The sequence below is a fragment of the Nocardiopsis endophytica genome (assembly GCF_027706725.1).
Lineage (GTDB): Bacteria > Actinomycetota > Actinomycetes > Streptosporangiales > Streptosporangiaceae > Nocardiopsis_A > Nocardiopsis_A endophytica.
In genome coordinates this window covers 13,794-33,839 of record NZ_JAQFWQ010000079.1, presented here as the reverse complement: position 1 = coordinate 33,839, position 20,046 = coordinate 13,794, and the positions used below count along the sequence as shown (strand labels likewise).

Genomic DNA, 20,046 nt, shown 5'->3' with positions numbered 1-20,046 from the left:
TGTGGCAGGTGCACCTGCCACACGCCCCGGGGCCGTTGACGCTCTGATCAGTTACCGGTAACAATCACCGGTGTCCGGGCAGCGCCCCGCTCCGCTTCCATGAGAGGCCGTCCTCCCGCCCGAGTGCATCGACGTGTTTCGCCGTGCCGCGGCGTGCCGCGCCCTCGCGCGCCCTACGCGCCGCCGCCACCGATCCCACCGCGCCCTCACGCGAAAGGTCCGCCGTGCCGCGGGACATCCGACTTCCCCATGACCGCCGTCCCCTCATCACCGCCGTCCTCCCCTGCTACAACGAGGCCGAGGTCCTGGACCGCACCCACGTGCGGCTCACCGCCGTCCTCTCCCGGCTCCTCTCCTACGACCACGAGATCGTCTACGTCGACGACGGCAGCACGGACGGCACATGGGAGACCCTGAGCCGCCTCGCCGAGCGGTCCCGCTCGGTCCGCGCCGTCAAGCTCAGCCGCAACTTCGGCCACCAGGCGGCCTGCCTGGCCGGTCTGCGCACGGCGGCGGGCGACGCGGTCGTGCTCATCGACGCCGACCTGCAGGACCCGCCCGAACTCATCCCGGAGATGGCCGCGCTGTGGCGGGAGGGCTGGTCCGTCGTGTCGGCCCGGCGCCGCAGCCGCGACGGCGAGACCGCCTTCAAGAAGGCCTCCGCCTACGCCTTCTACCGCCTGCTCAGCGCCGTGTCCGACCATGACCCCGCCCTGGACACCGGCGACTTCCGCCTCCTCGACCGCCGGGTCGTCGCCCTGCTCACCGCCTCCCCCGACAAGAACCTCTACCTGCGCGGCCGCATCAGCGCCTTCGGGCTGCCCGAGGCCCACCTGTCCTACGACCGGGACGCCCGACAGGCCGGATCGACCAAGTACACGCTGCGCAAGATGGTCGCCCTGGCCCGGAACGGCCTGCTCGACGGCTCCGCCGCCCCGCTGCGGCTGACCTCCTGGCTGGGCGCGGCGGTGCTGGCCGGGGGCCTGGCCGCGGCGGCGGTCCGGCGCGACCCGCGGGTGCTGGCGCGCTCCGGCGCCTTCGGCGCCCAGGCCCTGGCCCTCGGACTCGTCGGCGAGTACCTGCACGCGGTCCTCCGCCAGGTCCAGGACCGGCCCGACTACGTGGTCGAGCGGACGCTCGGCGGGAGCGCTCCCCCGGCCTCCGCCCCGCCTGGATCCGCCCTTCCCGGGCTCTCCATCAGCGCCGCCGGTGCCGCCGACACGGCCGCCGCCGATGGCGCCGTCGGAGCCACCGGCACCGTCAGCGCCGCGAAGCGGGCGGCGAACGGGGGTGCCGCGCTGTGACCGAGCTGGAGACCGCGTTCCGGCCCGCCGGGGAGCGCACCGCCGACCCCGTGGACACCGTCATCGTCGGCGGCGGCTTCACCGGCCTGTCCGCCGCCCTCGAACTCGCCATGCGCGGGCACTCCGTCCGGGTCCTGGAACGCGAGGACCAGGTCGGCGGACTCGCCGCGAGCTTCGACGTCGGGGACGGCCGGCGCCTGGAGCGCTTCTACCACCACTGGTTCTCCTCCGACACCGAGATGATCCGCCTGTGCGAGAGCCTGGGCATCGCCGACCGCCTCGAAGCCCACGAGACGCGCACGGGCATGTACTACGCCAACGCGGTGTACCGGCTGTCCGCCCCGCTGGACGTGCTGCGCTTCGCCCCGCTCCCCTTGGCCGACCGCTTCCGGCTGGGCCTGCTCGCCCTGCGCGCCCGGCGCGTGCGCGACTGGCGCGAACTGGAGTCGCGCACCGCCGAGGAGTGGCTGGTGGCGCTGGGCGGGCGCCGCGTCTACGAGGTCGTGTGGCGCCCGCTGCTGGAGGGCAAGTTCGGCGCCTACGCCGACCGGGTGGGCGCCACCTGGATGTGGACGAAGCTGAACCTGCGCGGCGGCAGCCGCACCCGCTCCGGCAAGGAGACCCTCTACTACATCAAGGGCGGCAGCGACGCGGTCCTCACCGCCCTGCGGCGGCGCCTGGAGAACCTCGGCGCCGACGTGCGCACCGGCACGGCCGCCGACGCGGTCCACATCCGGGAGGGGCGGGTCCGCGGGGTGAGCGCCGACGGGGTGTTCCACCCGGCCGGGCACGTCCTGGCCACCACCGCGCCCGAGCTGGCGGCGCGGCTGCTCGACCACCCCGGCGCCGACCACCCGGCCGTGCCCGAGCTGCTGCGGCGCTGGTCGGCCGTGGACTACCTGGGCAACATCTGCCTGGTCCTGGAGAACAACCGCCGCCTGTCCGAGACCTACTGGCTGAACGTCAACGACCCGGGCTTCCCCTACGTGGGGGTCATCGAGCACACCAACCTCGACCGGCCCGAGCGCTACGGCGGTCGGCACGTCGTCTACCTGTCCAAGTACCTGCCGACCGACGCCGACCTGTACCGCATGGACGACGAGCAGGTCTTCGAGTACAGCCTGCCGCACATCCGGCGCATGTTCCCCGCCTTCGGCCGCGACTGGGTGGACCGGTTCCACGTGTGGCGGGCCGACCACGCCCAGCCGGTGATCACCCCCGGCTACAGCCGGAGCGCGCCCGCCGTGGAGTCGGCCGTGCCGGGGCTGTACCTGTGCGGCATGGCCCAGGTCTTCCCCGAGGACCGCGGCACCAACTACGCCGTCCGCGACGGCCGCCGGGCCGGACTCCTGATCGCCGACCGCCTCGCCACGTCCGGGAGCGACGATGACTGAACCGACGACGACCGGCCCGGCCCCGGGGCCGCACGCCGAGCCCCCCGAGCCCTCCCCGGCGCCCGCGCCGTCCAGCGCACCCTCCGCCGCTCCACCCTCCGCGCCGGGTGGGCCGCCCCTGCCGTCCGCCTCGGAGCTGATCACCGTGGAGCAGGCCGAGGCGATGGACACCGCGCAGGTGCACGAGCTGTACCGGGCCCACGTCAGCCGCAGCCAGGTCTCCCTCATCGGCACCTTCGGCTTCGGACGCGACCTGGTCGACCACGCCGAGGGCGCCTGGATCCACCTGCGCGACGGCCGCCGCGTCCTCGACTTCACCGGCGGCGTGGGCGTGCTCAACCACGGGCACAACCACCCGCGCATCCTCGCCGCGCGCCGCCGGTTCCAGGAGCGGCGCCGCATGGAGGTGCACAAGAACTACCTGTCCCCCTACGTGGCCGCGCTCGGCCACAACCTCGCCGCGCTGCTCCCCGGCGACCTCAGCGTCTCCTACTTCCCGAACTCCGGCGCCGAGGCCGTGGAGGGGGCCGTCAAGCTCGCCTACAAGTACCACGGCGGCCGCCGGGGGACGGTCCTGCACACCGACATCGCCTTCCACGGCAAGCTCCTGGGCGCCGGCAGCCTGACCGCCTCGCCGGAGGTGCACTTCCCCTACCCGAGGATCCCCGGCACCGACGCCTTCGCCTACGACGACACCGCCTCCTTCCTCACCGCCCTGGAGCGGCACACCGGCCCCCGCGGCGAGAGCGACGTCTACGCCGTCGTCCTGGAGCCGTTCAGCGCCTCCTCCCTGCGCGAGTGCTCCCCGGAGTTCCTGCACGAGGTGCGCAGCGCCTGCACCGAGCGCGACATCGTGCTGGTCTTCGACGAGGTGTACACCGGCTGGGGCAAGACCGGGGCCCTCTTCCACTTCATGCACCACCCCGGCCTGGTGCCCGACGTGGTGGCGACCTCCAAGTCCTTCGGCGGCGGAAAGTCGTCGATCTCCGGGTACATCGCCCGCGAGCCGGTGTTCCGGGCCGCCTACGACAACCTCGCCGACGCCACCCTGCACAGCACCACCTACTACGGGTTCGGCGAGGAGACCGCCACCGCCATGGAGGCCGTCTCCGTCGCCGTGGAGGAGGACTTCCCCGGCCGGGCCCGCGCGCTCGGCGCGCGCCTGGAGTCCGGGCTCGCCCGGATCGCCCGGCGCCATCCCCGCCTCGTCCGCCGCGTCGCCGGGCGCGGCGCGCTGCACGGCGTCTTCCTCACGCCCGGGCCGCGCGTCCCCGACGCGTGGAGGGAGGTCCTGCCGTCGGCCGCGGGGGACCCCCAGGCCGTGTCGAAGCTGCTGACCGGCGCCGTGGTCGCCGCCCTGTACCGGGACCACGGCGTGCTCACCTTCTTCGGGTCCAACCGGCGCATCGCGCTGATCGTGTCCCCGCCCCTGGTCGCCGAGCCCGACGAGGCGGACCTGTTCCTCGACGCCCTGGACGAGGTCCTGAGCCGGGGCCCCGCCCGCCTGCTGGCCGGGCTCGTCCGGGAGAAGGCGTCCTCGTGAGGGCCGCCCGGAACCTGGCCGCCTCCGGCCTCCCGGCCTGCTGGGGGCGCGTGTACGCGGCGATGCGGGACCGCCCCGCGCTGCGCAGGGCGGTCGTCCACACCGGCGGCAGCCTCGACCGCATGCCCCTCGCCTACCGGTGGGGGGCCGCGGCGGCGCTGACGGCGTTCCCCGCGGTGTTCTTCGCGGCGACCGGCCGGGGCCCGCGCCGGGCCACCCCCGAGCAGACCCTTGCGGGCCTGCGCCGGCTGCGGTCGGTGCCCGGGTACGGGGAACTGCTGCGGGCGACCACGGCCCTGGCGCTCTACGGCGCCCTGGACGGGGCGGTCCCGGCCGACGCCCCCCGGAACGGCGCGGGCGATGGGCCCGCGCCCGGCCCGGTGCGCATCCCGGTGCGCGTCGGGGCGGCCCCTCCGGTGCGCAGCGCGCCGTCCCGCGGAGGCGCCCGGTGATGCGGCTCGGACGGACCGCCCGCCCCGCGGCCGAGGTCGACTGCGATGCGCTGGTCGTGGGGTCGGGCGCGGGCGGCAGCGTGGCGGCGCTGGAACTCGCGCGCGCCGGCCGGTCGGTCACCGTCCTGGAGGAGGGGCCGCGGGTGGGCACCCGGGAGCTGGCCGAGGCGAGCCCGGCCGAGTCGATGCGCCGCCTCTACCGGAACGCGGGCGCCACCGCCGTTTTCGGCACCCCCACCATCGCCTTCGGCGAGGCCTGCGCGGTCGGCGGGACCACCGTGGTGAACGGGGGCCTGCTGTGGGCGCCGCCGGACGCGGTGCTGCAGCGGTGGGCCGCCCGGTCCGGGTACGGCGGCCACGGCCCCGCCGAGGTCGCCGCCCGGTTCGAGGAGGTCCGCACCCGCCTGGGCATGACCGTCCAGGGGCACGGCGACGGCAACCGGGATTCGCGCCTGCTCGCCGAGGCCGCCGAGTCCCTGGGCTGGCGGTGGCAGCACCCCCAGCGGGCGGTCCGCGGGTGCCTGCACCGCAACCAGTGCGCCACCGGCTGCCCGAGCGGAGCCAAGCAGAGCACCGCGCTGACCTACCTCCCGCAGGCCGAGGCCGTGGGCGCGCGGATCGTCCCGGGGACGCGCGCGCTGCGCATCGGGCACGGCGGGGGCCGGGTGCGCTCCGTCGACGCCGTCGAGACCGCCACCGGCCGCCGTGTCCGCTACCGCCCCCGCACCGTGTTCCTCGCCGCGGGCCCCATCGGCACCCCCGTGCTGCTGCGGCGCAGCGGCATCCACGCGCGCACCGCGGGCCGCCGCATCGAGCTGCACCTCAACCTGCGCACCATCGCCCGCTTCCCCGACACCGTGGACGCCGCGCGCGGCACCATGTTCACCGCGCAGGTCCACGAGCACGGCGGCCTGGGCGTCCTGGTCATGCCGTCCAACCTGACGCCCGGAGGCCTCGGCGCGGCCCTGGCCTCCCGCGACCCCCGCCAGGTCGACGCCCTGCTCGCCGCGCAGGACCGGCTGGCCGTGTTCACCACGCAGGTGCGCATGCAGGGGCCCGCGGGCATCGTCTCGGCGGTCGGCGGGAGCCCACTGCTCCGCCACGGGATGACCCGGGCCGACCACCACCTGCTGCGGCTGGCCTTCCGCCGCACGGCGCGCCTGCTGTTCGCCGCCGGCGCCGTCGAACTCCTGCCGCCCACCGGCTCGGCGGCGCCGCTGAGGTCGGCGGCGGACGCCGAGGAGTACTGCGCGCGCGTGCGCCCGGGGGACTGGGAGCTGGTGTCCGTGCACGCCACGTCCGGGTGCCCGATGGCCCGGCCGGAGCGCGGCGGCGTGTGCGACGAGGCCGGACGCGTCCACGGGTGGAGCGGCCTGCACCTGTGCGACGCGAGCGTCCTGCCGGGAGCCCCGGGCGTCAGCCCGCAGGGCACGATCATGTCCTTCGCCCACGGGATCGTGGGCCGCCACCTGGAGGCGCGATGACCGAACCCGCCCCCCGCCCGCCACGGCCGTCCGCCACGGCGCGGCCCCTGTTCAGCCCGGCGGCCGTGGTCGCCTCCTGTGCCGGGTTCGTCCTCATCGGGGCGCTCCAGGCCCTGTACGGGCCGGCGATCCCGGGCTTCCGCCGCGAGTTCGACCTGGGGCCCGCGGCGGCCGGTCTGGGGTTGAGCGCGCACTTCATCGGCGGCGTCGCCGGTGTGCTGCTGTTCGACGCGCTGCACCTGCGCCAGGGCAACCGGCGGGTGCTGGCGGTGTCCTACCTGCTGATGGCGGTGGGCGCCGCCGGGTTCGCCTGGGCGCCGACCTGGCCCGCCGCGCTGGCCATGGCGCTGCTGGCCGGGCTCGGCTTCGGCGGCGTCGACTACGGGCTGAACCGGCTGTTCACCGTCGGGTTCGGCGAACGGTCAACGGCGATGCTCAACGTCCTCAACGCCCACTTCGGCATCGGCGCCATCCTCGGCCCGGCGGTGATCGGCGCGGTCGGCGCAGACCGCTACCCGGTCGTCTTCCTGGCGTTCGCGGCGGCCAACCTGCCGCTGCTGCTGTTCCTGCGCGGGATCGGCGACCACGCGCCCCCGCCGCCGGAGGGGGAGGCCGACGCTGCGCGCGCCCGGGCCCGGCGGCGCAGCCTGGTGTCGGTGGTCGCGGTCTTCGTCGCGCTGTACGTGCTGCACGTGGGCATCGAGGCCGGGGTCGGCGGGTGGGAGCCCACCCACCTGGAGGCGGTCGGCTACACCGCCACCGCGGCGGCCACCGCCACCTCGGTGTACTGGCTGACGATGACGGTGGGGCGGTTCCTGGTGGCGCCGCTGGCCCTGCGCTTCTCCCCGCAGGCCATCATCGGCTGGTCGTGCGCGGGCATGACGGTGTGCCTGCTGGCCGCGGCGGTGCCCGCGCTGGCCCCGTTCGCCTACGCCGGGGTGGGGCTGTTCATCGCGCCGATCTTCCCGACCGGCCTGACCTGGCTGTACAGGGCGGCCCCGCAGGCGCGGCGGGCCGGTGCCCTGGTGATCGCGGCGTCCATGGTCGGCGGCGTCGCCGCGGGGCCGGCCCTGGGCCGGGCCATCGAGTGGTCCGGTGTGCAGGCCGTCCCGCTGATCCTGGGCGCGGTCTCCGGCCTGTGCCTGGCGGCCACGTTCTGGCTCCTGCGCGCCACCCGGCCCGCCCGCCCCGACTCCCCCGTCCGCGACACGACCGAAGAAAGGCCGCCCCATGCCCGCACTGACGACGACGGCCGACGGGTTCCTCCTCCGCGGTGAGCCGTTCCGGATCATCTCCGGTGCCCTCCACTACTTCCGCGTCCACCCGGACCAGTGGGCCGACCGCCTGCGCAAGGCGCGGCTCATGGGGCTGAACACGGTCGAGACCTACATCCCCTGGAACCTCCACCAGCCCGGGCCCGCCGCGCCGCTCGACCTCGACGGCATCCTCGACCTGCCGCGCTTCCTGCGGCTGGCCGCCGCCGGGGGCCTGCACGTGCTGCTCCGGCCCGGCCCCTACATCTGCGCCGAGTGGGACGGCGGCGGCCTGCCCGCCTGGCTGACCGCCGACGACGGCATCCGGCCGCGCAGCACCGACCCGCGCTTCACCGCCGCCGTCGACGCCTACCTCGACCTCCTCCTACCGCCGCTGCTGCCGCACATGGCCGAGGCGGGCGGCCCGGTGATCGCGGTCCAGGTGGAGAACGAGTACGGCGCCTACGGCGACGAGAGGGCCTACCTGGAGCACCTGGAGAAGGCGCTGCGCGGCCGCGGCGTCCGGGAGCTGCTGTTCACCTGCGACCAGGCCGATCCCCGTCACCTGGCCGCCGGGGCCCTGCCCGGTGTCCTCGCCGCCGGCACCTTCGGCGGCGGGGTCGAACGGGCGCTGGCCCGGATGCGCGAGCACCGCGCGGAGGGCCCACTGATGTGCGCGGAGTTCTGGATCGGGTGGTTCGACCACTGGGGCGGACCGCACCACGTGCGGGACGCGGCGGACGCGGCCGACGACCTCGACCGGCTGCTGTCGGCCGGGGCGTCGGTGAACATCTACATGTTCCACGGCGGCACCAACTTCGGCCTGACCAACGGGGCCAACCACGACCACGCCTATGCGGCCACCGTCACCTCCTACGACTACGACGCACCGTTGACCGAGCACGGGGACCCCGGGCCCAAGTACCACGCCTTCCGCGAGGTGATCGCCCGCCACGCACCCGTTCCGGACGGGCCCCCGCCGGAGCCCGCCGCCAAGCTCGCCCCGCGCGACGTCGTCCTGGACCGGTGGGCGCCGCTCCTCCCGGGCACCGCACCCGACGCGGCCTCCGCCGCCGCGGCCGAGGCCCTGCTGGGCCCGCCCGTGGCGGAGGGGGACCCGCTGCCGATGGACCGGCTGGGCTCCCCCGTCGGATTCGCGCTCTACCGGGCCGAGCTGCCGGCGGCGGGCGACGGGGTGCTCCGCTTCTCCGGAGGCGTCGGCGACCGCGCCCAGGTGTTCGTGGACGGCGCCCCCGCGGGGGTGCTGGAACGCGAGCGCGCCGAGGACGCGCTGACCGTCCGCGTCCCCCGCGCCGGGGCCGCCTTGGACGTCCTGGTGGAGAACCTGGGCGGGACCAACTACGGGCCGCGCATCGGGGACCGCAAGGGCCTGCTGGGCCCCGTCTCGTTCGAGGGCGCTCCGCTGGGGCCCTGGACCTGCCGCTCCCTGCCGCCGGACGCCCCTGAGGCGTCCGCCTTCGTGCCGACCGGGCGCACCACGGGCGTCGGCCCGGCCTTCCACCGCGGGACCTTCGAGGTGGAGGCCCCCGCCGACGCCTTCCTCGCCCTCCCGGCATGGACCAAGGGGCTGGCGTGGATCAACGGCTTCGCGCTGGGCCGGTACTGGCGGCGCGGACCGCAGCGGACCCTGTACGTCCCGGGCCCGGTGCTGCGGACCGGCGCGAACGACCTCGTCCTCTTGGAGCTGCACGGCTCGGCCGGCCTGACGGCGCGCCTCACCGACACCCCCGATCTGGGCCCGGAACCGCACTGACGCGGCGGCGCCCGGCCGGGGCCTCCCCCGGCCGGGCCTCCTCCTCCCGGTCCGGCCCCCGGCGGATGGGCCACCTGACCGGCCCTATCCTGTGTGGGCGCGTGCCCCGGCGACCGCCGCCGGGGGCCTGAGGAGGAGGACGCACCCGCCATGACCGGAAGCGCTGCCGCCGGAACACCCGCGCCCAAGGGGCGCAGCAGGCGCAGCTTCGCCGGGGCCCGACCCGTCATGGACGACGTCGCGCGCATGGCCGGGGTGTCGAAGCAGACGGTCTCCCGCGTCCTCAACGGGCACCCCGCCGTGCGCCCGTCGACACGCGAGGCCGTCACCGACGCCATCCGCACCCTCGGGTACCGGCCCAGCCGCAGCGCCCGCTCCCTGGCCAGCGGCAGGACCCGGATGCTCGGCGTGATCTCCTTCGACGCCGCCCGCTTCGGCCCGGCGTCGATCCTCGCCGCCGTCAACGCCGGCGCCCAGGAGGAGGGCTACCTCGTCAGCTCCATCGCCCTGGACTCCACCGACCCCGGCACCGTGGCCAGGGCCGCCGGGCGGCTGTCGTCCGAGGGCGCCGAAGGGGTGATCGTGATCGCCCCCCAGGAACAGGTCGGCGACACCCTCGGCCGGGCGGGACTGGACGGCCCGGTCGTCGCCGTCGACAGCGACCCGGGCGACGGCAGCCCGTGGGTGATGGCGGATTCGGCGACCGGCGCGCGCCTGGCGACCGAGCACCTGCTCGGGCTGGGGCACCGGACGGTCCACCACATCGCGGGACCGTCCGGATGGGCCGCGGCCGACCGCCGGGCCGCCGGGTGGCGGGCCGCCCTGGAGGAGGCGGGGGCTCCGGTGCCCCCGTCGGCGGCCGGGGACTGGAGCGCGGACTCCGGCTACGCGCTGGGCCGCCGCATCGCCGACGACCCCGAGGCCACCGCCGTCTTCGCCTCCAACGACCAGATGGCGCTGGGGCTGCTGCGCGCCCTGTACGAGGCCGGCCGCCGGGTCCCGGACGACGTCAGCGTGGTGGGCTGCGACGACATTCCCGAGGCCGCCCACTTCCTGCCGCCGCTGACGACGGTGCGCACGGACTTCGCCGCCCTCGGCGCACGGGCGCTGCGCCTGCTCACGGAGCGCATCGACAGCGCCGACCGGCCGGACGGCCCGGACGGACACGCCGCGGACCCCGTGGTCCTCCCGGTCGAACTCGTCGTCCGCAGCAGCACGGGACCGCCCCGGACCCCCTGAGAAGGCGCGCGGCCAAGCGGGCGTGCCCCACGTTGATCTCGGGAGAAACGACGCTACCGGGCCGCTTTTAGGGGCGCATTTCCCGAGATCAACGACGCAGGGGCGGCGGTCGGCAGCGGAGTCGACGAGGCCGGACCCCTGCGGTCCGCCCGTCCGTCCGCGCGACCTCCAGGTCCCGCCCGGAGTCCTCCCCCGCCCTGGCGGTGCGCGGGGGTCAGTCCCGCGTGGTCCGGCCGTCGGCGGGCTCCAGGCCCACACCATCCTCCATCGGCGTCCTGCCCCGGGCCAGGATCCACACCATGGCCGCGAGCGCCGCGACCTGCAGCGGCCAGCCCATGGCCACCTTCGCGATGCCCAGGAAGGCGAACGTGTTCGCCATGTCGTACTTGGCGGCCGCCCAGAGCGGGAGCTGCACCGCCACCCGGATCACGCAGGGCAGCACCAGCAGCCACGTCAGGCGGGAACTCAGCCGCACCACCGCGGCGTTGGCGCGCCACCCCGTCGGGTCGCCGGTGACCGCGCCGATGAGCAGGCCCACCGCGGGCCAGCGGATCACGATGCTCAGCGTCAGCACCGCCGCGTACGCCGCGTTGTAGATGATCCCGGGCAGCGCGAAGTCCTCGGCGTCCCCGCTGCGCAGGGCGAACACGGCGGCGATGGCGATGCCGAAGACGCTGTTGAAGACGAACTGGACGGACGAGCGCTGCGCCAGCCGCACCGCCCCCAGCACGAGGGCGGCGCCGATGCCCAGCCCCAGGGCGAGCTTCAGCTCCTGGGAGGCCAGGTAGGCGACGGTGAAGGTGAGGGTGGGGATCGCCGCCTCCACCATCCCGCGCTTGCCGCCGAGCGCCTTGGACAGCTGGGCGCGGACGACGGCCTCGACGGTGCCCTCGGAGACCTCGGAGGGCTTCGAGGCGCCGGAGGGGCCCACCTCCCCGCGGTCCTCGGAGCCCGCGGGGCCGGGCTCGTCCTCCCGGTCCTGCCCGGCGTCGTCAACCGCCCGCTGCTGCTCGGTCATACGGCTCCCGCCCGTCCTGCGAAACTCCTGCTCGTCGCCTCCCCACCCTAGGGCAACGCACGGCGGCCCCGCCCGGGTTCCACCCGGCGTACCACGGACACGACCGCAGTCATCGGGCACCCCTTCGGCCGCCGCGGACGAGCAGCGCTCCAGCCAGGCCCCCGGAGTCGGGGCGGGTCCAGGGCCAACGGTGCCCCCGCGCCCTCCGAGCCGACTGCGCGATCGGACCGTCTCCGACCCCGCCCGGGCCTCCGAACGGTGCTCGTCCCAGCGGACGGAACCCTCGCACACTCCCGGACCTGCCCCCTGTGACATCCCGTCGACCGGCGCCTACTGTGGGCCGCAGACCGCGGACCCGGCCCCTGGAGGCAGTGCATGGGACGACGCACCCCGCTCCACCCCGACCACCTGTCCTTCGCGCTCACCCTCGACGCCCGCCTGCGCGGCGGCTCGCGCGTGTGGTCGCCCTTCTCCGTCGGCGAGGCGCTGGGGCTCGTCGCCACCGGGACCCGGGGCCGCACCCGCTCGGAGCTGGAAGCCCTGCTCGGCGCCGGGCTCACCGGGCACCTCGACGCCCTGGCCGAGGCACTCGAACCGGGCGGCACCGGCGCCCCCGAACTGGAGTCGGCCACCTCCCTCTGGATCCGCGAGGGCCTCAAGGTCGACCCCGGCTTCTCCGCGCGCCTCGCCGGCCGCCGCGCGTCCTCGGTGCGCACCGCCGACTTCGCGAACGACCCCGAAGGCGTCCGCAAGGCCGCCAACACCGAGGTCGGCGAACTCACCCGGGGCCTGATCCCCGAACTCCTCCAGCCGGGCGACGTGGCCTCCTCCACCCAGGCGATGCTGCTGAACGCGCTGTGGGTCCGCCTGTCGTGGACCGTCCCCTTCGACCCGGGCGCCACCGCACCCGCCCGCTTCCACGCCCCCGGCGGCCCGGTCGACACCCCCATGATGCACCGCCGCGGCGAGATGCCCCTCGCCCGCTCCGACGGCTGGGCCATGGCCACCCTCGTCGGCGGGGAGGGCCTCTACCTCGACGTGCTCCTGCCGCCCGAGAGGGCCGACGACGCCGACACCGCGCCGCTGCCCTCCTCCGCCGTCCTGGAGCGCCTGTACGCGTCCGCCACCCCGGCCCAGGTGCGCCTGGCGCTGCCCCGGTTCGAGATCACCGGCCGCTCGCTGCTGTCGTCGGCCCTGTCCGACGCGGGCGCCCCAACGGTGTTCACCGGCGACAGCGACCTGTCCGGCATCGTCGACCGCCGCCTGCTCATCGACGAGGTGGTGCACCAGGCGCGCCTGCGCGTGGACGAGAAGGGCGCCGAGGGCGCGGCGGCCACGGCGGTCGTGATGCGCACGGCCTCACTCGCCCCGCCGCCCCGGCCCGAAGAGTTCATCGCGGACCGCCCGTTCGCGTTCATCCTGCGCCGCAACGGCGCCGCCCTGTTCGCAGGCGGCATCACCGAGCCCGAGGACCCGGGCCCGGCCACCTGACCGGCCCCGGAGACGCCGAAGGCCGGGCCGCATCCGCTGGCGCCATTCCCCTCGGCCCCCGGACAACACCCCCGCACCGCCGCCCCCTCGTTGATCTCGGGGAAGTCGGGCTTATCGTGTCCGTTTTTACCCCGAGTTCCCCGAGATCATCGCGGAGGGGGGCGCCCGGGCGGCACATACCGGGCATACTGGACAGGGGACGTGAGGTCCGGGCATCCCGCGTCGTGAAATCGACGCTTTCAGGCAGATCAGGTGTCGATATCACCACCCAAGATGCCCCCACCCCCGCCCGCCCCTCTTCGGCGATGATCTCGACGAGAGTGCTGCCAAAACCACCAAAATGACAGCACTTCCGTCGAGATCATCGCGGAGTAGGGGCGCGCCGGGGCGGCGGCCACCATGGGCGCGGGCGGCCATGCGCCCACTTGGTCGCGGGACCACCCGGACCACCCGCGGTCCGCCGCCCGGCAGGCAGGGCCCGGGAACCGGCCCGCTCACTCCGTCGCCGCCATCTCCGGCGACCACGCACACGCGCCGCGCCCGACAGCACTACCGCACAGGCCGCCGACCTCCGTCGTCGCCCATGGCCGAGGGAGGACACGGCCGGGAGGAGGTGCACCGCCCCGGCCGCCGCCCCCTTCAGGCCTTGCGGGCCGCCCTTCAAGCCTTGCGGGCCGCCCTCAGGGCTCGCGGGCCGCCGCCTCAGGCCTTGCGGGCCGTCTCGTCGGCTGCGGCGCCACCGTCGGCCGGGTCGGGGGCCTCCGCCTGCGCGGGACGGGTGCCCGCCCCCGCCGCCTGCTCGGCGCGCTTGGCCTGCTGGGCCTTGATCTGCTCCTGGATCTCCTTGGGCACGGTGATCTTGAGCATCTCCCGCGGCGGCACCGGGTCGTCCCCGCGCACCACCACGATCTTCTGGAAGACCTCTTCCACCTTGGCCATGACCTCGGGCTTGACCGCGCCCTCGCCGCGGATCACCCCGCGCAGCACCCACCGGGGACCGTCCACCCCGATGAACCGCATGGGCTGGCCGAGCTGCCGCCCCTCCTCGTCCTTCTTGCCCTGCACCGGCACGACCGCGCGCAGCTCCGGGCCGAAGGCGCCGTCGAAGGGGTCGACCCTGCCGCCCTGCTTGGTGATCTGCTCGACGAGCTCCTCACGCATCTCGTCCCACAGGCCGCTGGTCTTGGGCGCGGCGAACGCCTGCACCTGCACCATGGAGGGGCCGTCGATCAGGCTCACCCCGATGATCCGGTTCTCCGGCGTCATGTCGAACCGGATCTGGGTGCGGTCGCCCACCGGGACCCGCAGGCAGCCCAGGTCGACCCTGGGGTACTCGGGCACGTCCTCGGAGGGGTCCCACGGCCCGAGCACGCGGTGCCGGTCGGCCTCCTTCTCCGGCTCGTCGGCGGGAGCCGCACCCGCGGGGGACTCCTCCACCGCGTCGGCGCCGGTCTTCTCGCTCTTCTTGCGGCGTCCGAACACGCCTCACACCTCTCCCGTCATCTGTCCCCGGCCGCGAAACCGCCGGTGGACCCGAACCCGCCCCGGCCGCGCCGGGAGTCGGGAAGCTCATCCGCCTCGGCGAACACCGCACGCTCGACCCGCTGGATCACCAACTGGGCGATCCGGTCGCCGCGGGACAGCTTGACCGGCTCGCCCAGGTCGGTGTTGATCAGCGTCACCTTGATCTCGCCGCGGTACCCGGCGTCCACCGTGCCGGGGGCGTTGACCAGGGTGACACCGCACCGGGCGGCCAGCCCCGAGCGGGGGTGCACGAACGCGGCGTACCCGTCCGGCAGCGCCAGGGCGATCCCGGTGCGCACGGTGGCGCGCTCACCGGGGCCGAGCCGCACGTCCTCGGCGCTGACCAGGTCGGCGCCGGCGTCGCCCGGATGGGCGTAGGAGGGCAGCGGCAGGTCGGGGTCGAGGCGGCGGACGGGCACCGTCAGGGGCGCCCGGCCGCCGCGGCCGTCGGTACTGGGGTCCTCGTTGCTCACATCCGCCGAGCCTACTCCGCGGCCGGGGGGAGGGTCACCTCCACCGAGAGCTCCTCGGCGTCGCTCTCCTCGAAGTCCAGGGCGGCGGCCCGGCCGGCGGCGCGGATGTCGCCCTCGGCGACCCGGGCGCGGGCCACGTGCTTGCCGCGCACGGCCACCCGCTCCACCTCGGCGCGCATCGACAGCTTCGCCTCGGACTTGGACTTGCGCACCGCGCGCAGCACGGCGGAGGCGGCCTCCAGCACGGCCGGGTCCCCGTCGACCGCGGCGGCGCGCACATCGGCGGCCTGCGGCCAGGAGGCGGCGTGCACCGAGCCCTCGCGCCACCAGGACCACACCTCTTCGGCGGTGAACGGCAGGAACGGCGCGAACAGCCGCTGGATCACCGACAGCGCCTGGAGCAGGGCGGCGCGGGCCGAGGCGCTCTCGGCGGTGCCCTCCTCGTAGGCGCGGGCCTTGACCAGCTCCAGGTAGTCGTCGCAGAACTCCCAGAAGAACCGCTCGGCCCGCTCCAGGGCGCGGGTGTGGTCGTAGGCCTCGAACGCGGCGGTGGCGTCCTCGACGACCTCGGCCAGGGCCGCCAGCATGGACCGGTCCAGCGGCTCGGTGACCGCCTCGGGCCGGTCGGCGGCGTCCTCCCCAGCGACCGACAGCGCGAACTTGGTCGCGTTGAGGATCTTGATGCTCAGCCGGCGCCCGACCTTCATCTGCCCCTCGTCCAGGGCGGTGTCGGTGCCCAGGCGCCCGCTGGCCGCCCAGTACCGGATGGCGTCGGAGCTGTAGCGCTCCAGCAGGTCGATCGGGGTGACGACGTTGCCCTTGGACTTGGACATCTTCTTGCGGTCCGGGTCGAGGATCCACCCGGAGATCGCCGCGGTGCGCCAGGGCAGGCACCCGTTCTCGAAGTCGGCCCGCACCACCGTGGAGAACAGCCAGGTGCGGATGATGTCCTGGCCCTGGGGGCGCAGGTCCATCGGGAAGACGCGGGAGAACAGGTCCTCGTCGCGCTCCCAGCCCCCGGCGATCTGCGGGGACAGCGACGAGGTGGCCCAGGTGTCCATGATGTCGGGGTCGCCGGTGAACCCGCCGGGCTCGCCGCGCTGCTCCTCGGTGTACCCGGCCGGGGCCTCGGAGCTGGGGTCGACCGGCAGGGCCGCCTCGTCGGGGACGATGGGCTCGTCGTAGCGCGGGTTGCCGTCGCCGTCGAGCGGATACCAGACGGGGAAGGGCACGCCGAAGAACCGCTGGCGGCTGATGAGCCAGTCGCCGTTGAGGCCCTCGACCCAGTGCTCGTAGCGCGAGCGCATGTGGTCGGGGTGCCACTGCAGCTCCCGGCCGCGCGCCAGCAGGCGGTCGCGCACGTCGGCGTCGCGCCCGCCGTTGCGGATGTACCACTGGCGGGTGGTGACGACCTCGAGGGGCTTGTCGCCCTTCTCGTAGAACTTGACCGGCCGGGTGGTGGGGGTGGGCTCGCCGACCAGGTCGCCGGACTCGCGCAGCATCTCCACCATGCGCTCGCGGGCGGTGTGCACGGTCGCACCGGCGAGCCGGGCGTAGGCCTCGCGGGCCGCCTCGGAGCCGATGCCGGGCGGCGGGTCGGAGATGATGCGCCCGTCCCAGCCGACGATGGGCCGCGTCTCCAGCTGCAGCTCCCGCCACCAGGTGACGTCGGTGGTGTCGCCGAAGGTGCAGATCATGGCGATGCCCGACCCTTTGTCGGGCTCGGCGAGCCAGTGCGACTTGACCGGCACCTCCACCCCGAACACCGGAGAGGTGACGGTGCCGCCGAACAGGTCCTGGTAGCGCTCGTCGTCGGGGTGGGCGACCAGGGCGACGCAGGCCGGGATCAGCTCGGGGCGGGTGGTCTCGATGTGCACCGGGGTGCCGTCGGGGCGGTGGAAGGCGACCTTGTGGTAGGCGCCGGTGCGCTCCCGGTCCTCCAGCTCGGCCTGGGCCACGGCGGTGCGGAAGGTGACGTCCCACAGGGTGGGCGCCTCGGCCATGTAGGCCTCGCCGCGGGCCAGGTTGCGCAGGAACGCCCGCTGCGCGGCGGCGCGGGACCCGTCGTCGATCGTGGCGTAGGTGTGGGTCCAGTCCACGCTCAGGCCCATGCGGCGCCACACGCCCTCGAAGACCTTCTCGTCCTCGGCGGTGAGGCGCTCGCACAGCTCGATGAAGTTGCGGCGGGAGACGGGGACCTGGCGCTTGGGGTCGGGCTTGGCCGGCGGGGAGAAGTCCGGGTCGTACGGGATCGACGGGTCGCAGCGCACGCCGTAGTAGTTCTGCACCCGGCGCTCGGTGGGCAGGCCGTTGTCGTCCCAGCCCATCGGGTAGAACACCGACTTGCCCCGCATCCGCTGGTAGCGGGCGACCAGGTCGGTGTGGGTGTAGGAGAAGGCGTGGCCGATGTGCAGCGACCCCGAGACCGTGGGCGGAGGGGTGTCGATCGAGAAGATCTCGTCGCGGCTCTTGGTGCGGTCGAAGCGGTAGACGCCGGACTCGTCCCAGACGTCTACCCACTTCGCCTCGATACCGTCGAGCGAGGGCTTGTCGGGCACGCGGAAGGAACGAGAGCGGTTGGTCATGGGGCAATGGTATTGGCTCTGCGGCCCTGCTCGCTCCCGGTTTCCGGTGCCCCGGCGGCGGTGTGGCGCGACCCGCCCCGGCCGGTCGCCGGCGGCCGGGCGGCGCGTGGAAGGATGGGCCCGACGACGGTGTCCAGCCGCACCGAAACGACCGATGGAGAGCGACCGGTACCCACATGGCTAAGAAAGACGGTGACATCGCGGCGCAGATCGTCGGCGGCGTCGCGGCGCTCGCGGCCGGCTTCGCCGCCCGCAAGGCGCTGACCTTCGCCTGGACCCAGGCGACCGGCAAGGAGCCGCCGACCGACCCCGAGTCCCTGGACGTCGGCCTGGGCGAGGCCCTGGGCTGGGCGGTGCTGACCGGCGTCGGCATGGAGGTGGCCCGCGTGCTGGCGGTGCGCGCCGCGCACAAGCGGATGATGCCCCGCGAGGACCGCAAGGCGCTCGCGGAGGCCTGACCGCCGCGTAGGCGGGGCCCGTCCGGGGCCCCGCCGCACCGGGCCCGGCATCCCCGTCGATCTCGGGAGGAACGACGCCACCGGCACGGTCTTCACGGACGTTCACCCCGAGCATCGGAAGGCGCGCGGACACGCGTGCGTACTCGGCGTTGATCTCGGGAGAAACGACGCTTCCGGGCCGGTTTTAGGGGCGCTTTTCCCGAGATCAACGACGCAGGGGCGGCGTTCGGCGAAGGAGTCGGCGGAGCTGGGCACCCTGCGGTCCGCCCGCCTGTCCGCGCGGGCTCTTGGGGGCGTCTCCCCCGGGATCACGGGCGCACTCCCCGAGGTCAACGGCAGAAGGGGCCGAACGGGAGGACTCCGGAAAGGGCGCTAGGGCGTGGTTCTCGGAGCATTTTCGGCTCGCGACCACCAGGACGACGCTCTCTGCGCCGGGACGCTCGAGCAGCCGACCAGGATGGACTTCGCGCCCCGTCCTGCGAGCGGAGCCCGGGCCCCGCTGCGCCGACACGGCGAAGCCGGCGCAGTAGGGCGACGGCCGCCCGCTGGTCGAAACGCCTCCGAGGAACACGTCCTAGGCCCCCTGGTCCAGGGCCTTCAGGTCGCCCGCCAGGGCCCCGGCCCCCCGCCCCGGGCCCACGGCCGTCTTCGCCAGGTCCTTGCGGACCGCCTTGGCCAGCGCCAGTGTCGCCGTGCGGTTGAGGGTCCCGCCCGCGACGGCGCCGGTCAGGTACGGGCCGAGCGTGGTCATGTGCCGCCCCAGCACCCGCATGAGCCGCTTGCGCAGCGCCACCTTGGCCGCCGCCCCCAGGGCCGCGGTGATGGACTCCCCCGCCGACAGCGGGTCGACGCCCCGGCGGTAGGCCCACGCCTGCACGTACCCGGCGTGGCGCCGCACCGCTCCCCCGTCGGCGCGCGCCCCGTACGCCTCGTGCAGCTCGCCGATCAGCTTCACCTCGACCGCGGCGACCACCACCGTCTCGGCCACCAGTTGGGCGGGGGCGGTCAGCAGCAGCGGCGGGGCGGTGAACTGGGCGGCCGCCAGCGCCCCTCCGGCCGCGCCGACCGCGGTGGTGGTGTTGGCGGCGTTGCGCACCAGCGCGTCGGCCAGCTCCTCGCCGGTCAGGCCCTTGTGGTGGCGGGCCAGGGTCTCCAGGTCGCGCACGGGGATGCGGGGGGCGATCTCGTCGGCGAACACGTCGGCCAGCCAGCGCCCGCCCGCCGCGCCGCGCACCCCGGCCGCACGCGCCCCCTGCCCCAGGGCGCGGGCCAGGCGCGCGATCAGCCCGGCGCGCCGGCGCGGATCGGCGCCGTCGTCGGCGATGATGGCGCCGACGAGCTCCCCCGCGTCCTCACGCCCGGCGGGCACCAGCTCGGTTCCGGGGCCCTGCTCCGGCGGCGGTTCCGGGCTCGGCTCGGCGGCCATGGGCGTCCTCCTCGGCCTCGTGGGACCGCGGAGCGCCGGCGGCGCCGCACGCGGCGCGGGCGCTCCGGTGGTCCGCAGCGTTCCTCAGAGGGGGCCAACGAACCGGCGGCGGCCGGAATTCCCCCCGGAAAAGGCGATGCGCCCCCTGGGCGGGGACGCATCGGCGGTGTCGTTGCCCGCCGGCCGGCGAGGCGCCGAGGAGGGGGAGTGCACCCGGTTCAGGCGCACTCCTTGCAGACGAGCTGTCCCTTCCGCTCCTCGGCGAGCTGGCTGCGGTGGTGCACCAGGAAGCAGCGCGAGCAGGTGAACTCGTCGGCCTGGCGCGGGAGCACGCGCACGGCGAGCTCCTCGCCGGACAGGTCGGCGCCGGGCAGCTCCATGCCCTCGGCGACCTCGTCGGGGTCGACGTCGATGGTGCTGGTGCCCTTGTCGACCCGCCGGGCCTGCAGCTCCTGCAGGCTGTCCTCGCTCATGTCCTCGTCGGTCTTGCGCGGGCTGTCGTAGTCGGTGGCCATTCTGGTTGCTCCATCCCCCTCAGTTCTCTGCCTCGTCGCGCGGGTGTAACGCTTGAGACCGCAATCTTGTGCCCGGTTCAGCCGGAAAATTCCGGCGGCGTAAGAGGACTGTG

Annotated in this window: 16 protein-coding genes; 10 read left to right on the top strand and 6 right to left on the bottom strand. The window is 75.0% G+C overall.

Translation table 11 applies throughout. The annotated features are described in order from the left end of the window. The first annotated feature begins 224 nt into the window (after positions 1 to 224). From O4J56_RS22745 to O4J56_RS22710, 8 genes are all read left to right on the top strand, one after another. Positions 225 to 1,304: a glycosyltransferase family 2 protein gene (locus O4J56_RS22745; RefSeq protein ID WP_270688505.1), complete on the top strand. Its 1,080-nt coding sequence runs from the start codon at positions 225 to 227 to the stop codon at positions 1,302 to 1,304. Continuing rightward, a complete protein-coding gene (locus O4J56_RS22740) occupies positions 1,301 to 2,698 on the top strand; it encodes an NAD(P)/FAD-dependent oxidoreductase (protein ID WP_270688503.1) in 1,398 nt (465 codons plus the stop codon). The genes O4J56_RS22745 and O4J56_RS22740 overlap by 4 nt, the downstream gene beginning before the upstream one ends. Beyond that, on the top strand, positions 2,691 to 4,241 hold the full coding sequence (locus tag O4J56_RS22735; protein ID WP_270688502.1) for an aspartate aminotransferase family protein: 1,551 nt from the start codon (positions 2,691 to 2,693) through the stop codon (positions 4,239 to 4,241). Before O4J56_RS22740 ends, O4J56_RS22735 begins: the two co-directional genes overlap by 8 nt. Continuing rightward, entirely contained in the window at positions 4,238 to 4,693 is a 456-nt protein-coding gene (locus O4J56_RS22730) for a hypothetical protein (RefSeq protein ID WP_270688500.1), read from the top strand. The genes O4J56_RS22735 and O4J56_RS22730 overlap by 4 nt, the downstream gene beginning before the upstream one ends. Further along, a complete protein-coding gene (locus tag O4J56_RS22725; RefSeq protein ID WP_270688498.1) occupies positions 4,693 to 6,177 on the top strand; it encodes a GMC family oxidoreductase in 1,485 nt (494 codons plus the stop codon). Before O4J56_RS22730 ends, O4J56_RS22725 begins: the two co-directional genes overlap by 1 nt. Then, the gene (locus O4J56_RS22720; RefSeq protein WP_270688497.1) at positions 6,174 to 7,454 is read left to right on the top strand and encodes an MFS transporter; all 1,281 of its coding nucleotides are present in this window, start codon (positions 6,174 to 6,176) and stop codon (positions 7,452 to 7,454) included. The genes O4J56_RS22725 and O4J56_RS22720 overlap by 4 nt, the downstream gene beginning before the upstream one ends. Continuing rightward, positions 7,408 to 9,204: a glycoside hydrolase family 35 protein gene (locus O4J56_RS22715; protein ID WP_270688496.1), complete on the top strand. Its 1,797-nt coding sequence runs from the start codon at positions 7,408 to 7,410 to the stop codon at positions 9,202 to 9,204. Before O4J56_RS22720 ends, O4J56_RS22715 begins: the two co-directional genes overlap by 47 nt. 150 nt (positions 9,205 to 9,354) lie before the next feature. Continuing rightward, a complete protein-coding gene (locus O4J56_RS22710) occupies positions 9,355 to 10,443 on the top strand; it encodes a LacI family DNA-binding transcriptional regulator (RefSeq protein WP_270688495.1) in 1,089 nt (362 codons plus the stop codon). A gap of 214 nt (positions 10,444 to 10,657) precedes the next feature. Here O4J56_RS22710 and O4J56_RS22705 read toward each other — a convergent pair whose 3' ends face one another. Beyond that, positions 10,658 to 11,461 carry a DUF3159 domain-containing protein gene (locus tag O4J56_RS22705; RefSeq protein WP_270688494.1) on the bottom strand — a complete coding sequence of 268 codons (804 nt, stop codon included), beginning with the start codon at positions 11,459 to 11,461 and terminating at the stop codon, positions 10,658 to 10,660. Between the two features lie 375 nt (positions 11,462 to 11,836). Between O4J56_RS22705 and O4J56_RS22700 the strand changes: the two genes are divergently transcribed. Continuing rightward, positions 11,837 to 12,952, top strand: coding sequence for a serpin family protein (locus O4J56_RS22700; RefSeq protein WP_270688492.1), 1,116 nt, complete (start codon positions 11,837 to 11,839; stop codon positions 12,950 to 12,952). A gap of 702 nt (positions 12,953 to 13,654) precedes the next feature. Here the strand turns inward: O4J56_RS22700 and O4J56_RS22695 are convergent. Genes O4J56_RS22695 through valS form a run of 3 tightly spaced genes read right to left on the bottom strand, consistent with a single transcriptional unit; the run spans position 13,655 to position 17,534 of the window. Beyond that, positions 13,655 to 14,434, bottom strand: coding sequence for a DUF3710 domain-containing protein (locus O4J56_RS22695; RefSeq protein WP_270688490.1), 780 nt, complete (start codon positions 14,432 to 14,434; stop codon positions 13,655 to 13,657). A 17-nt stretch (positions 14,435 to 14,451) separates the two neighbouring features. Continuing rightward, positions 14,452 to 14,949 (bottom strand): dUTP diphosphatase, encoded by a 498-nt coding sequence (gene dut, locus O4J56_RS22690; protein ID WP_270688489.1) that lies wholly within the window; start codon positions 14,947 to 14,949, stop codon positions 14,452 to 14,454. A gap of 11 nt (positions 14,950 to 14,960) precedes the next feature. Beyond that, positions 14,961 to 17,534: a valine--tRNA ligase gene (gene valS, locus O4J56_RS22685; protein ID WP_270688488.1), complete on the bottom strand. Its 2,574-nt coding sequence runs from the start codon at positions 17,532 to 17,534 to the stop codon at positions 14,961 to 14,963. 176 nt (positions 17,535 to 17,710) lie between these two features. Here valS and O4J56_RS22680 point away from each other — a divergent pair, with 176 nt between their 5' ends. Then, positions 17,711 to 17,992 carry a DUF4235 domain-containing protein gene (locus O4J56_RS22680; RefSeq protein WP_270688487.1) on the top strand — a complete coding sequence of 94 codons (282 nt, stop codon included), beginning with the start codon at positions 17,711 to 17,713 and terminating at the stop codon, positions 17,990 to 17,992. Positions 17,993 to 18,566: 574 nt separating this feature from the next. On the opposite strand, the gene O4J56_RS22675 is transcribed toward O4J56_RS22680, so the two are convergent. Together O4J56_RS22675 and O4J56_RS22670 are read right to left on the bottom strand one after the other, a co-directional pair. Then, the gene (locus O4J56_RS22675) at positions 18,567 to 19,418 is read right to left on the bottom strand and encodes a hypothetical protein (RefSeq protein ID WP_270688486.1); all 852 of its coding nucleotides are present in this window, start codon (positions 19,416 to 19,418) and stop codon (positions 18,567 to 18,569) included. Positions 19,419 to 19,636: 218 nt separating this feature from the next. Then, positions 19,637 to 19,933 (bottom strand): DUF4193 domain-containing protein, encoded by a 297-nt coding sequence (locus O4J56_RS22670; protein WP_270688485.1) that lies wholly within the window; start codon positions 19,931 to 19,933, stop codon positions 19,637 to 19,639. Between the last annotated feature and the right edge of the window lie 113 nt (positions 19,934 to 20,046).